Annotated in this window: 12 protein-coding genes and 1 tRNA gene; 10 read left to right on the top strand and 3 right to left on the bottom strand. The window is 60.5% G+C overall.

Going from position 1 to position 14,150, the window contains the following annotated elements:
• The first annotated feature begins 3 nt into the window (after positions 1 to 3).
• From KVQ82_RS07790 to KVQ82_RS07745, 10 genes are all read left to right on the top strand, one after another.
• Complete coding sequence (locus KVQ82_RS07790) at positions 4 to 1,014, top strand: ornithine carbamoyltransferase (RefSeq protein WP_003227481.1); 1,011 nt, start codon at positions 4 to 6, stop codon at positions 1,012 to 1,014.
• Between the two features lie 177 nt (positions 1,015 to 1,191).
• Positions 1,192 to 2,121: a carbamate kinase gene (gene arcC / locus KVQ82_RS07785; protein ID WP_222018559.1), complete on the top strand. Its 930-nt coding sequence runs from the start codon at positions 1,192 to 1,194 to the stop codon at positions 2,119 to 2,121.
• A gap of 63 nt (positions 2,122 to 2,184) precedes the next feature.
• The gene (locus KVQ82_RS07780) at positions 2,185 to 2,547 is read left to right on the top strand and encodes a DUF5064 family protein (protein ID WP_041068604.1); all 363 of its coding nucleotides are present in this window, start codon (positions 2,185 to 2,187) and stop codon (positions 2,545 to 2,547) included.
• Between the two features lie 155 nt (positions 2,548 to 2,702).
• A complete protein-coding gene (locus tag KVQ82_RS07775; protein WP_198759255.1) occupies positions 2,703 to 4,211 on the top strand; it encodes a sigma-54-dependent transcriptional regulator in 1,509 nt (502 codons plus the stop codon).
• 438 nt (positions 4,212 to 4,649) lie between these two features.
• Complete coding sequence (gene gcvH / locus KVQ82_RS07770; protein WP_145594520.1) at positions 4,650 to 5,033, top strand: glycine cleavage system protein GcvH; 384 nt, start codon at positions 4,650 to 4,652, stop codon at positions 5,031 to 5,033.
• Positions 5,034 to 5,044: 11 nt separating this feature from the next.
• Entirely contained in the window at positions 5,045 to 7,897 is a 2,853-nt protein-coding gene (gcvP, locus tag KVQ82_RS07765) for an aminomethyl-transferring glycine dehydrogenase (protein ID WP_222018558.1), read from the top strand.
• 200 nt (positions 7,898 to 8,097) lie between these two features.
• Positions 8,098 to 9,474, top strand: a complete 1,377-nt coding sequence (locus KVQ82_RS07760) for an L-serine ammonia-lyase (protein ID WP_198759688.1) — start codon at positions 8,098 to 8,100, stop codon at positions 9,472 to 9,474.
• Between the two features lie 51 nt (positions 9,475 to 9,525).
• The gene (gene gcvT, locus KVQ82_RS07755) at positions 9,526 to 10,650 is read left to right on the top strand and encodes a glycine cleavage system aminomethyltransferase GcvT (protein WP_041068588.1); all 1,125 of its coding nucleotides are present in this window, start codon (positions 9,526 to 9,528) and stop codon (positions 10,648 to 10,650) included.
• A gap of 404 nt (positions 10,651 to 11,054) precedes the next feature.
• Positions 11,055 to 11,267 (top strand): cold-shock protein, encoded by a 213-nt coding sequence (locus KVQ82_RS07750; protein ID WP_007951194.1) that lies wholly within the window; start codon positions 11,055 to 11,057, stop codon positions 11,265 to 11,267.
• Between the two features lie 97 nt (positions 11,268 to 11,364).
• Positions 11,365 to 11,853 (top strand): RDD family protein, encoded by a 489-nt coding sequence (locus KVQ82_RS07745; protein WP_041068583.1) that lies wholly within the window; start codon positions 11,365 to 11,367, stop codon positions 11,851 to 11,853.
• Between the two features lie 136 nt (positions 11,854 to 11,989).
• Here the strand turns inward: KVQ82_RS07745 and nadA are convergent, their stop codons facing one another.
• The 3 genes from nadA to queC form a co-directional block, all read right to left on the bottom strand.
• Positions 11,990 to 13,048, bottom strand: coding sequence for a quinolinate synthase NadA (gene nadA / locus KVQ82_RS07740; protein WP_003227499.1), 1,059 nt, complete (start codon positions 13,046 to 13,048; stop codon positions 11,990 to 11,992).
• A gap of 271 nt (positions 13,049 to 13,319) precedes the next feature.
• Positions 13,320 to 13,395: transfer RNA gene (locus tag KVQ82_RS07735), tRNA-Lys, on the bottom strand.
• Positions 13,396 to 13,457: 62 nt separating this feature from the next.
• A complete protein-coding gene (gene queC / locus KVQ82_RS07730; RefSeq protein ID WP_222018557.1) occupies positions 13,458 to 14,150 on the bottom strand; it encodes a 7-cyano-7-deazaguanine synthase QueC in 693 nt (230 codons plus the stop codon).

Raw genomic sequence — 14,150 nt, 5'->3', positions numbered from 1 at the left:
ATCATGGCGTTCAACATCCACAACCGTAACCTGCTCAGCCTGGAACACCACACCCCGCGCGAGCTGCGTTATCTGCTCGACCTGTCCCGCGATCTGAAACGCGCGAAATACACCGGCACCGAGCAGCAACACCTCAAGGGCAACAATATCGCCCTGATCTTCGAAAAAACCTCGACCCGCACCCGTTGCGCGTTCGAAGTGGCGGCCTATGACCAAGGCGCCAATGTCACCTACATTGACCCGAACTCATCGCAGATCGGCCACAAGGAAAGCATGAAAGACACGGCCCGCGTGCTGGGTCGCATGTACGACGCCATCGAGTACCGTGGCTTCAAACAGGAAATTGTCGAAGAGCTGGCGAAGTTCGCCGGGGTGCCGGTGTTCAACGGCCTGACCGATGAATATCACCCAACGCAGATGATCGCCGACGTGTTGACCATGCGTGAACACGCCGACAAGCCGATCCACGAAATCAGCTACGCCTACCTCGGCGATGCGCGCAACAACATGGGCAATTCGCTGCTGCTGGTCGGTGCCAAACTCGGCATGGACGTGCGCATCTGCGCGCCAAAAGCCCTGTGGCCGCATGACGATCTGGTGGATCGCTGCAAGAAATACGCGGAAGAATCCGGTGCACGCATCACCCTCACTGAAGACCCGAAAGCGGCGGTCAAAGGCGTCGATTTCATCCACACCGACGTCTGGGTGTCGATGGGCGAACCGGTGGAAGCCTGGGCCGAGCGTATCCAGCAACTGCTGCCGTACCAGGTCAACAAAGAGCTGATGAAAGCCACCGGCAACCCACGCACCAAGTTCATGCACTGCCTGCCGGCGTTCCACAACAGCGATACCAAGGTCGGCAAACAGATCGCCGAACAGTATCCGCACCTGGCCAACGGCATCGAAGTGACCGACGACGTGTTCGAGTCGCCCGCCTGCATCGCCTTCGAGCAAGCGGAAAACCGCATGCACACGATCAAGGCGATTCTGGTCTCGACCCTGGCTGATCTGTAAACCAATACAGCTCTCACTGACACGACACGGTCACTGTGGGAGCTGGCTTGCCAGCGATAGCGGTGTGTCAGCCAGCGACAATGTTGCCTGATCCACCGCCATCGCGGGCAAGCCCGGCTCCCACAAGGACCGCATTCGTCCTGCGAGCTTTCACTGTTTTCCAGAAGGACATGCACCATGCGTATCGTCGTTGCTCTGGGCGGTAACGCCCTGCTCCGCCGTGGCGAGCCGATGACCGCTGACAACCAGCGCGCCAACATCCGCATCGCCACCGAGCAAATCGCCAAGATCCATCCCGGCAACCAACTGGTCATCGCCCATGGCAATGGCCCGCAAGTCGGCCTGCTGTCGCTGCAAGCGGCGGCGTACACCTCCGTCACCCCTTACCCGCTGGACGTGCTCGGTGCCGAAACCGAAGGCATGATCGGCTACATCATCGAACAGGAACTGGGCAACCTGCTGGACTTCGAGGTGCCGTTCGCCACCCTGTTGACCCAGGTCGAGGTCGACGCCAAGGACCCGGCCTTCCAGAACCCGAGCAAACCGATCGGCCCGGTCTACGAGAAAGCCGAAGCAGAAAAGCTCGCCGCTGAAAAAGGCTGGGCCATCGCCCCGGACGGTGACAAATTCCGCCGCGTGGTGGCCAGCCCTCGGCCGAAACGCATCTTCGAGATCCGTCCGATCAAGTGGCTGCTGGACAAGGGCAGCATCGTCATCTGCGCTGGCGGCGGCGGGATTCCGACCATGTACGACGAGCACCGTAACCTCAAGGGCATCGAGGCGGTGATCGACAAGGATCTGTGCTCGTCGCTGCTGGCCGAGCAACTGGAGGCCGATTTGCTGGTGATCGCCACGGACGTCAACGCGGCATTCATCGATTACGGCAAGCCAACCCAGAAAGCCATCGCCGAAGCGCACCCGGACGAACTGGAACGCCTCGGTTTTGCCGCCGGTTCCATGGGGCCGAAGGTACAGGCAGCTTGCGAGTTCGCGCGCCATACTGGCAAGGTCGCGGTGATCGGTTCGCTGGCGGACATCGAAGCCATCGTTCAGGGCACCGCCGGAACCCGTGTCAGCACCGCGACGCCGGGCATCAGCTATCGATAATCAGAAACTCCGGGGGCAGGCCCAGGGTCTGCCCTTCTCCCATGCCTTGAGAAGGAGAAACCCATGGCCATATTCAACCCCGGTCATTTGCACATCGAGCGACATGCGTTGACGCCAGATGACGTCAGTTACGACTTGTGCCTCGACTATGAAGTGTTCACCGATCCGCAAAAAGGCAAAGGGATACAGTTCACCCTGCACGGCAATATGCAGGGCAAGGACATGAAGGAAGCGTTTTTCCTGCCCAAGGAAGAGGCTTACAACTTCGCCCGCGACGTGACCCGGATTGCCGAGAAGTACGGGATTCCAAAGGCTCACAGCCAGATCGGCTCGGTGCACAAGCATTACGACCTGATGTTTGAGGACATTCGGCAGAAGTTGAATATGCAATCCGGAGATCCGGTTAATCCCGAGCATTTCGAGTAACCCCAGGTTCAAAGATCGCAGCCTTCGGCAGCTCCTACATTGATCGCTTTTCTGTAGGAGCTGCCGAAGGCTGCGATCTTTTGATCTGATTTCACCATTGCCCCGCCCCAAGGCATACTTGCCCCCCTCCGCATTCCAGAACACTGAACCGCCCCATGCGTATCCACGTCAGCTTCATCGACCGCGTCGGCATCACCCAGGAAGTCCTGGCGATCCTCGGTGGGCGCAATCTCAATCTGGATGCGGTGGAGATGATTCCGCCCAACGTCTACATCGACGCCCCGACCTTGAGCCCGCAAGTGCTCGAAGAACTCAAAGATGCGCTGTTTCGGGTGCGCGGTGTCGAAGCGGTCACGGTGGTCGACATCCTCCCCGGCCAGCGTCGGCACCTGCAGCTCGATGCATTGCTCGCGGCGATGACCGATCCGGTGCTCGCCCTCGACAGCGCCGGGAAAGTGCTGCTGGCCAACCCGGCACTGATCGCGCTGTACGGACGCGAACCGGCGGGTGAAAGCGTCTCTGAACTGTTCAACGATCCCGGCCTGCTGGAAACCCTGCTCGAACAAGGCTTCCGTCTGCCGCTGCGCGAGATCACCGTCAACGGCCAGACCCTGTTGCTCGACGCCACGCCGATCACCGACGCCGGCGCGCTACTGACCCTGTATCAACCGAACCGTATCGGCGAACAACTCTCGGCGCTGCACCACGACCATGCCGAAGGTTTCGATGCGCTGCTCGGCGAATCCCCGGCGATCCGTACCCTCAAGGCCCGCGCGCAACGGGTCGCCGCACTCGATGCGCCACTGCTGATTCAAGGCGAAACAGGCACCGGCAAAGAGCTGGTGGCCCGCGCCTGCCATGCGATCAGTACGCGACACAGTGCGCCGTTCCTCGCCCTGAACTGCGCGGCCCTGCCGGAGAACCTCGCCGAGAGCGAGCTGTTCGGCTATGCCCCCGGCGCCTTCACTGGCGCGCAGCGTGGCGGCAAACCGGGGCTGATGGAACTGGCGAACCAGGGCACGGTGTTTCTCGACGAAATCGGCGAGATGTCGCCGTACTTGCAGGCCAAGCTGTTGCGGTTCCTCAACGACGGCAGCTTCCGTCGGGTGGGTGGTGATCGGGAAGTCAAAGTCAACGTGCGGATCCTCAGCGCGACCCACCGCGACCTGGAAAAAATGGTCAGCGAAGGCCTGTTCCGCGAAGACCTGTTCTACCGCCTCAACGTGCTCAACGTCGAAGTGCCGCCGCTGCGCGAACGCGGTCAGGACATCCTGTTGCTGGCGCGCTACTTCATGCAGCAGGCCTGTGCGCAGATTCAGCGGCCGGTCTGTCGCCTTGCGCCCGGTACCTATCCGGCGCTGCTCGGTAATCGTTGGCCGGGTAACGTGCGGCAATTGCAGAACGTGATCTTCCGCGCGGCGGCGATCTGCGAAAGCAGTCTGGTGGACATCGGTGACCTCGACATTGCCGGCACCTCGGTGGCGCGGCAGACCGACAGCGACGTCGAGAGCCTTGAACAAGCCGTCGAGTCCTTCGAAAAATCGCTGCTGGAAAAACTCTACGCCAGCTACCCCTCGACCCGCCAACTGGCCAGCCGCCTGCAGACCTCGCACACGGCGATTGCCCATCGCCTGCGCAAGTACGGCATTCCGGGCAAGTCTTAAACTCACCCTAACCCCCTGTAGGAGCTGCCGAAGGCTGCGATCTTTTGATCTTGATCTTAAAAAACAAAATCAAAAGATCGCAGCCTTCGGCAGCTCCTACAGTCCGGGTTTCCAGTTCAAAATTTGTATTTTTCTACTTGAAAACGACCTCCATCTGTACTGAAAGCGCTACAGCGGAACGATATCGCTACACCCACCTACAGCGACCGCTGTGCAAGGCTTTGATCCGCTTCAGCTTTTCTCCCCGCCCTGAACTGTAGCGATTTCGCTACAGTCATCCCTTCATCAGGCTTGCCGACAATCAATAAGCCATTGTTTTATATAGATAAATCCAAGATGGCCGCGTTCTTGCTAAGTAACCGCTCTTAAAATCAGGGCTTTCATGCCCAAGCCTTCCACCGCGTCCACCAGACGAGTCTGGCCCCCTTAGGAGTTTCCATGAGCGAGTTGCGTTTTACTGAAGATCACGAATGGCTGCGCACCGAAGCTGACGGCAGCGTCACTGTCGGCATCACCGCTTTCGCGCAGCACGCCTTGGGCGACGTGGTGTTCGTGCAACTGCCTGAGCTGCAGGCTTACGAAAAAGGCGCCGAAGCCGCCACCGTGGAATCGGTGAAAGCCGCCAGCGGTGTATACATGCCCCTCGATGGCGACGTCCTGGAAGTTAATCCGGCGCTGGAAGACGCTCCGGAACTGGTCAACGAAGATCCGCTGGGCGAAGGCTGGTTCTTCCGCTTCCAGCCAAGCGACGCCTCGGCGGTGGCGAAATTGCTGGATCAGGACGCCTACGACCGTTTGATCAAAGCCCAAGACGAAGCCTGAGGAGTAGCGAAATGACTCAAGTAAACCTCGGCACTGCCAACGAATTCATCGCCCGTCACATCGGCCCGCGCGCCGGTGACGAGCAAGCCATGCTCAACAGCCTCGGTTTCGACTCGCTCGAAGCGCTGAGCGCCAGCGTCATTCCTGAAAGCATCAAGGGCACCAGCGTGCTCGGCATGGACGACGGCCTGAGCGAAGCCGACGCCCTGGCGATGATCAAATCCATCGCCGGCAAGAACCAGCTGTTCAAGACCTACATCGGCCAGGGCTACTACAACTGCCACACGCCGTCGCCGATCCTGCGCAACCTGCTGGAAAACCCGGCCTGGTACACCGCTTACACCCCGTACCAGCCGGAAATTTCCCAGGGCCGTCTCGAAGCGCTGCTGAACTTCCAGACCCTGATCAGCGACCTCACCGGCCTGCCGATCGCCAACGCCTCGTTGCTCGACGAAGCCACCGCCGCTGCCGAAGCCATGACCTTCTGCAAACGCCTGAGCAAGAACAAGGGCAGCCACCAATTCTTCGCCTCGATCCACAGCCACCCGCAAACCCTCGACGTGCTGCGCACCCGTGCCGAGCCGCTGGGCATCGACGTGGTGGTTGGCGATGAGCGTGAACTGACGGATGTCACGCCGTTCTTCGGCGCGCTGCTGCAATACCCGGCGAGCAACGGTGACCTGTTCGACTACCGCGAACTGACCGAGCGTTTCCACGCCGCCAACGCGCTGGTTGCGGTGGCGGCCGATCTGCTGGCCCTGACTTTGCTGACCGCTCCGGGCGAGTTCGGCGCGGACGTCGCCATCGGTTCGGCGCAACGCTTCGGTGTACCGCTGGGCTTCGGTGGGCCGCACGCCGCCTACTTCTCCACCAAGGATGCATTCAAGCGTGACATGCCGGGCCGTCTGGTCGGTGTTTCGGTTGACCGTTTCGGCAAGCCGGCCCTGCGCCTGGCGATGCAGACTCGCGAGCAACACATCCGCCGTGAGAAAGCCACCTCGAACATCTGCACCGCGCAAGTGCTGCTGGCCAACATCGCCAGCATGTACGCGGTCTACCACGGCCCGAAAGGCCTGACCCAGATCGCCAACCGCGTGCATCACCTGACCGCGATTCTCGCCAAGGGCCTGAGCGCACTGGGCCAGACCGTCGAACAGGCAAGCTTCTTCGATACCCTGACCCTCGCAACCGGCGCGCACACTGCCGCGCTGCACGACAAGGCGCACGCTGCACAGATCAACCTGCGCGTAATCGACACTCAGCGTCTGGGCCTGTCGGTCGACGAAACCACCACTCAGGCTGACATCGAAACGCTGTGGGGCCTGTTCGCCGACGGCAAAACCCTGCCGGACTTCGCTGCGCTGGCCGCTTCGGTGCATAGCACCATCCCGGCGGCGCTGGTACGTCAGTCGCCAATCCTCAGCCACCCGGTGTTCAACCGTTATCACTCGGAAACCGAGCTGATGCGCTACCTGCGCAAACTGGCGGACAAGGATCTGGCACTGGATCGCACCATGATCCCGCTGGGCTCGTGCACCATGAAACTCAACGCCGCCAGCGAAATGATTCCGGTGACCTGGGCCGAGTTCGGCGCGCTGCACCCGTTCGCTCCGGCCGAGCAAAGCGCCGGCTACCAGCAACTGACCGATGAACTGGAAGCGATGCTCTGCGCCGCCACCGGTTACGACGCGATCTCGCTGCAACCGAACGCCGGTTCGCAAGGCGAATACGCAGGCCTGCTGGCGATTCGCGCTTACCACCAGAGCCGTGGCGATGAGCGCCGCGACATCTGCCTGATCCCGTCGTCGGCCCACGGCACCAACCCGGCCACCGCCAACATGGCCGGCATGCGCGTGGTCGTGACCGCGTGCGATGCCCGTGGCAACGTCGACATCGAAGACCTGCGCGCCAAAGCCATCGAGCACCGCGAACACCTCGCAGCGCTGATGATCACCTACCCGTCGACCCACGGCGTGTTCGAAGAAGGCATCCGCGAAATCTGCGGGATCATTCACGACAACGGCGGCCAGGTGTACATCGACGGCGCCAACATGAACGCGATGGTCGGCCTCTGCGCACCGGGCAAGTTCGGCGGCGACGTCTCGCACCTGAACCTGCACAAAACCTTCTGCATTCCGCACGGCGGTGGCGGCCCGGGCGTCGGCCCGATCGGCGTCAAGTCGCACCTGACCCCGTTCCTGCCGGGTCACGGTCAGATGCAACGCAAGGAAGGCGCGGTCTGCGCAGCGCCGTTCGGCAGCGCGAGCATTCTGCCGATCACCTGGATGTACATTCGCATGATGGGTGGCGCCGGTCTGAAGCGGGCTTCGCAACTGGCAATCCTCAACGCCAACTACATTTCCCGTCGTCTGGAAGAGCACTATCCAGTGCTGTACACCGGCAGCAACGGTCTGGTGGCGCACGAATGCATCCTCGATCTGCGCCCGCTGAAAGACAGCAGCGGCATCAGCGTCGATGACGTCGCCAAGCGCCTGATCGACTTCGGCTTCCACGCCCCGACCATGTCGTTCCCGGTGGCCGGCACGCTGATGATCGAGCCGACCGAAAGCGAATCCAAGGAAGAACTGGACCGCTTCTGCGACGCCATGATCCGCATCCGCGAAGAAATCCGCGCAGTGGAAAACGGCACGCTGGACAAGGACGACAACCCGCTGAAGAACGCCCCGCACACGGCGGCGGAGCTGGTCGGCGAGTGGACCCACCCGTACAGCCGCGAGCAAGCGGTATATCCAGTGGCGTCGTTGATCGAAGGCAAGTACTGGCCGCCGGTCGGTCGCGTCGACAACGTGTTCGGCGACCGCAACCTGGTCTGCGCCTGCCCGTCGATCGAAAGCTACGCTTAAACGAAGGAGGGGCGGGTCACCTGCCCCTTCCTCCAGAACACCACAAATCCCTGTGGGAGCTGGCTTGCCAGCGATGAGGGTGGATCGTCTCCATCTCTGTTGCCTGACACACCGCCATCGCTGGCAAGCCAGCTCCCACAAGAAACGCATCAAGCCTGATATTCCGCCAATTCCTATAACAAGAAACCGGAGAACCACTCATGTCGTTAAGCGTGTTCGACCTGTTCAAGATTGGCATCGGCCCTTCCAGCTCCCACACCGTCGGCCCGATGCGTGCCGCTGCGCGCTTCGCCGAAGGCCTGCGCCGGGAAAACCTGTTGGCCGCCACCGCCAGTGTCCGGGTCGAGTTGTACGGCTCGCTCGGCGCCACCGGCAAGGGTCACGGCAGCGACAAAGCCGTACTGCTCGGTCTTGAGGGTGAACACCCGGACACCGTCGATACCGAAACTGTCGCCGCGCGCCTGCAGGACATTCGCGGCAATGGCCGGCTGAATCTGCTCGGCGAACACAGCATTGCCTTCAATGAGAAAGAACACCTGGCGATGATCCGCAAACCGTTGGCCTATCACCCCAACGGCATGATCTTTCGCGCATTCGATGCAGCCGGTATTCAGATCCGCAGCCGCGAGTACTACTCGGTCGGCGGCGGTTTCGTCGTCGATGAGGATGCCGCCGGTGCCGACCGCATTGTCGAAGACGCCACACCGCTGACCTTCCCGTTCAAAAGCGCCAAGGACTTGCTCGGCCATTGCGCCACCTACGGTCTGTCGATCAGCCAGGTGATGCTGACCAACGAAAGCGCCTGGCGCCCGGAGGCCGAGACCCGCGCCGGTCTGCTGAAAATCTGGCAAGTGATGCAGGACTGCGTCGCCGCTGGCTGTCGCAACGAAGGCATTCTGCCGGGCGGGCTGAAGGTCAAGCGCCGGGCGGCGGCGCTGCATCGACAGCTGTGCAAGAACCCGGAATCGGCGCTGCGCGATCCGCTGTCGGTGCTCGACTGGGTCAACCTCTACGCCCTCGCCGTCAACGAAGAAAACGCCAACGGCGGGCGCGTGGTCACCGCGCCGACCAACGGTGCGGCCGGGATTATTCCGGCGGTGCTGCATTACTACATGCGGTTTATCCCGGGTGCGAACGATGACGGCGTGGTGCGTTTTCTGCTGACCGCCGCCGCGATCGGCATTCTGTACAAGGAAAACGCCTCGATCTCCGGCGCTGAAGTCGGCTGTCAGGGCGAAGTCGGCGTGGCCTGCTCGATGGCCGCCGGCGCGTTGTGCGAAGTGCTCGGCGGCAGCGTGCAGCAAGTAGAGAACGCCGCGGAAATCGGCATGGAACACAACCTCGGCCTGACCTGCGACCCGATTGGCGGGCTGGTGCAGGTGCCGTGCATCGAGCGCAATGCCATGGGCTCGGTGAAAGCGATCAACGCAGTGCGCATGGCCATGCGCGGCGACGGGCAACACTTCGTCTCGCTCGACAAGGTCATCCGCACCATGCGCCAGACCGGCGCCGACATGAAAAGCAAATACAAGGAGACCGCCCGTGGCGGTCTGGCAGTCAACATTATCGAATGCTAATTAGCCCCCTCTTCCTCCGGGAGAGAGCTGGTATGAATCAAGGAGTCACGCATGTCCACCGAACAACTGTCGAAAACCCCGCTGCACGCTCTGCACCTCGAACTCGGCGCCCGCATGGTGCCGTTCGCCGGCTACGACATGCCGGTGCAATACCCGCTCGGCGTGATGAAAGAGCACCAACACACCCGTGAGCAGGCCGGGCTGTTCGATGTCTCGCACATGGGCCAGATTCGCCTGACCGGCGCCAATGCCGCCAAGGCCCTGGAAACCCTGGTGCCGGTGGACATCATCGACCTGCCGGTGGGCATGCAGCGCTACGCGATGTTCACCAACGACAACGGCGGCATCCTCGACGACCTGATGGTCGCCAACCTCGGTAACGACGAGCTGTTCCTGGTGGTCAACGCCGCGTGCAAGGATCAGGACCTGGCGCATCTGCAAAAGCACATCGGTGATCAGTGCACCATAACGGAGCTGTTCGAAGCGCGCGCGTTGCTGGCGTTGCAAGGTCCGGCTGCAGTCACCGTACTGGCGCGTCTTGCACCAGAGGTGGCGAAGATGACGTTCATGCAGTTCAACCGCGTGCAGCTGCTGGGCATCGATTGCTTCGTCAGCCGTTCGGGTTACACCGGTGAAGACGGTTTTGAGATTTCCGTACCGGCAGCCGATGCAGAAAAACTCGCCCGTGCCCTGCTGGCCGAACCGGAAGTCCAGGCCATTGGCCTCGGCGCCCGCGACTCGCTGCGCCTGGAAGCCGGCCTGTGCCTGTACGGCCACGACATGAACACCGACACCACCCCCATCGAAGCCAGCCTGTTGTGGGCGATCTCCAAGCCACGCCGCGCCGACGGCGCTCGGGCCGGTGGTTTCCCGGGTGCAGAGCAAGTATTTGCTCAGCAGCAGAACGGCGTCGCGCGCAAACGCGTCGGTCTGCTGCCACAGGAACGTACGCCGGTACGTGAAGGCGCTGAAATCGTCAACGAAGCGGGCGAAATCATCGGCAGCGTGTGCAGCGGCGGCTTCGGCCCGACCCTGGGCGGGCCGTTGGCGATGGGTTATCTCGACAGCGCTTATGTGGCACTGGACACGCCAGTCTGGGCCATCGTTCGTGGGAAAAAGGTGCAAATGCTTGTAAGCAAAATGCCATTTGTTCCACAACGCTACTATCGTGGTTGATTGACTGTTTCTATAAGTAACGCGATTGCGTTATGCGTGCACTAATGTGTAACGCAATCGCCACAAAAAAGTGCATTTTCTAACATCTGATTCGAATATGAACTTTGCTTATAACGATCGAAAACAATTGAACCCGTTCATCGTCTAAGCCGACACTAGTGGATTGACTAACTGCCAGCAAGCGCAGGAAAACCGGGCCTTCGCGGGGCTTGTTTTTTCTCCCGTAGTTGGCGTAGAGTTTGTCCACTGTGTTTGCATGGGTCAGCTTGGAATCGTGACCTGGGCAGTAGCCTACAAAGTTAGCTACATCCCGCTCGACGTCTTCTTACTCTCCTGCAACCAGCCCCAGTACTCTTTCATGAGAAAGAGACTGTCATCAATTTATGCGTCAAAGGAAATAAGAAATGTCGACACGTCAGAGCGGTACCGTCAAGTGGTTTAACGACGAGAAAGGTTTTGGTTTTATCACTCCAGAAAGCGGTCCGGATCTGTTCGTGCATTTCCGCGCCATTCAGGGCAACGGCTTCAAGAGCCTGAAAGAAGGCCAGAAAGTGACCTTCGTTGCTGTGCAAGGTCAGAAAGGCATGCAGGCTGACGAAGTCATCGCCGAAGCCTGATTTTCTGTCACAAAAAAGCCCCTGATATTGATATCAGGGGCTTTTTTGTGCGCGCGAATCCGTAAAATGGCGCTTCATTTTGCGCCCAGAGGCTGCCATGTCGAAAAACCTGCTCACTCCCCAGGGCGACTTTCCTGCTGTTGGCCTTGGCCGGCGTCTGGCAGCAATGTTCTATGACTTCCTGCTGTGCACCGCCCTGCTGATCGTCACCGGCTTCGTTTACAAGTTGATCCAGGCAGCAATCATCGGTGAAGAACGCCTGCGCGCACTGACCGATGCCGGCAAGATGGATGGCGATCCGCTGTATTCCACGGTGCTGTTGCTGGTGCTGTTTGCGTTCTTCGCCAAGTTCTGGACTCACGGCGGGCAGACACTGGGTATGCAGGTGTGGGGGATTCGAGTGCAGAACGCCGATGGCAGCGCGATCAGCCTGTGGCAGGCGCTGCTGCGCTTCATGGTGTCGATCGCGTCGTGGCTGTGCGCAGGGCTTGGATTTCTCTGGTCGCTGTACGACAAGCAGAAGCGCACCTGGCATGACATCTATTCCGATACCCGCGTGGTGCGGATTCCGAAGAAGAGCAAATAATTTCCTGACACCGAATACCACTGTGGGAGCGAGCCTGCTCGCAAAAGCGTAGCATCAGCCGACATTTATGTTTGCTGATTCACCGCCTTCGCGAGCAAGCTCGCTCCCACAGGTTTTGGGGTGTTTCTGAAAGACCTCAGGCGTTACCCGCCAGCTTCATCCGCGCTGCCTGGGTGAAATCCAGCATGCGCTTCAATGGGCGGATCGCCTGTGGAATCAGCGCCGGATCGACAAAGATCTCGTTCGTCCCTTCCTTCAGGCTCTTGAGCGTGCGCTCAAGGGTGTTCATGGCCATCCACGGGCAATGTGCGCAACTGCGGCACGCGGCGCCGTTACCGGCGGTTGGCGCCTCGATGAAGACCTTGTCCGGGCACAACTGCTGCATCTTGTAGAAAATGCCGCGGTCGGTGGCGACGATCAGGGTCTTGTTCGGCAGGCTTTGCGCGGCAGCGATCAACTGACTGGTGGAACCGACGGCGTCGGCCAGCTCGATCACCGAGGTCGGCGACTCCGGGTGCACCAGAATCGCGGCGTCCGGGTACAACGCCTTCATGTCTTCAAGCTGCTTGGACTTGAACTCTTCGTGGACGATGCAGGCACCGTCCCACAGCAGCATGTCGGCGCCGGTCTTGCGCTGAATGTAAGTGCCCAGATGCTTGTCCGGGCCCCAGATGATGGTCTCGCCGTTGTCCATCAGGCTTTCGACGATCTCCAGTGCGCAGCTCGACGTCACCACCCAGTCAGCACGGGCTTTGACTGCGGCCGAAGTGTTGGCGTACACCACCACTGTGCGCTCCGGGTGCTGATCGCAGAACGCCGAAAACTCGTCCACCGGGCAACCGAGGTCCAGCGAGCAGGTCGCGTCCAGGGTCGGCATCAGCACGCGTTTTTCCGGGTTGAGGATCTTCGCGGTCTCGCCCATGAACTTCACACCGGCGACCACCACGGTCTTGGCCGGGTGAGCGTTGCCGAAGCGCGCCATTTCGAGGGAGTCGGACACACAGCCGCCGGTTTCTTCGGCCAGGGCCTGAATCACCGGATCGCAATAGAAGTGGGCCACCAGCACCGCGTCCTGAGCCTTGAGCTCGGCGGCGATGGCGGAACGGTAGTAGGCCTCTTCCTCGGCAGTCAGCGGTTTGGGCTGTTTGGCATCGAGGTGGGCTTGAACCAGAAGGCGTTCGGAAATCTGCGTCATGTTCGCAAGACCTGCAGGCGCTTTCGCGCGAAAGTCGAGTATACACCCGGCTCCGGACCACTTGAGGGTACCGCCGGGAGAGTGAGTATTATCAGGCACGGACAGCATTGAAGCTGCGCAAGGCTACAGAATATCCCGTTGATACAAAAGATGATTCTGACCTGTGTCAGCGCAGGCAATGATGAAAGGAGCGGTGCCTGATTCGCAGGCAAAAAAAAACCCGGAAATCCTCACTTTCGTGGGCCTTCCGGATTTTCTAAACCGCCAAATATGGTGGGTCGTGTGGGATTCGAACCTACGACCAATTGGTTAAAAGCCAACTGCTCTACCAACTGAGCTAACGACCCGCTGTGTGGTGGCGCGTATAATACTGATTTTTAAGGACTATTCAACACCTTTTTGAAAAAAATCAAAAATAAGGTGTTGGATCGCTTACACCGGCCGCCGCAAAGCCCTCTGCACGCAGGCGGCAGCTGTCGCATTTACCGCACGCACGGCCTTCATCGTCCGCCTGATAGCAGGAAACGGTCAGGCCATAATCGACGCCCAGCTTCACGCCCGCCTGGACGATCTGCGCCTTGCTCAGGTTCTGCAGCGGCGCCTGGATACGGAAACCGTTGCCTTCCACGCCCGCCTTGGTTGCCAGGTTGGCCATGCGCTCGAACGATTCAATGAACTCGGGACGGCAATCCGGGTAACCGGAATAGTCCACGGCGTTGACGCCGATAAAGATGTCACGCGCGCCGATTACTTCGGCCCAGCCCAGTGCCAGTGATAGAAACACCGTGTTGCGCGCCGGCACGTAGGTCACCGGGATGCCCTCGCCCAGCTCTTCCGGGATGTCGATGCTGGTGTCGGTCAGCGCCGAGCCGCCCATGCCGTTGAGGTTCAGGCCAATCACTTTGTGCTCGACCACACCCAGATCGCGGGCGACGCGCGCTGCAGCATGCAGCTCCGCATGAGAGCGCTGGCCGTAATCGAAACTCATGGTGTAGCAGGCGTAGCCTTCAGCCCGGGCCATCGCGACCACAGTGGCCGAATCGAGGCCACCCGATAGCAGGATTACCGCACGTTTTTCGTGAGTGTTCAGTTGTTCAGTCAT

Origin of the sequence: Pseudomonas sp. AO-1 (genome assembly GCF_019775695.1) — a bacterium.
Taxonomy (GTDB): domain Bacteria; phylum Pseudomonadota; class Gammaproteobacteria; order Pseudomonadales; family Pseudomonadaceae; genus Aquipseudomonas; species Aquipseudomonas parakoreensis.
This window is presented reverse-complemented; position numbering and strand designations above follow the sequence as displayed.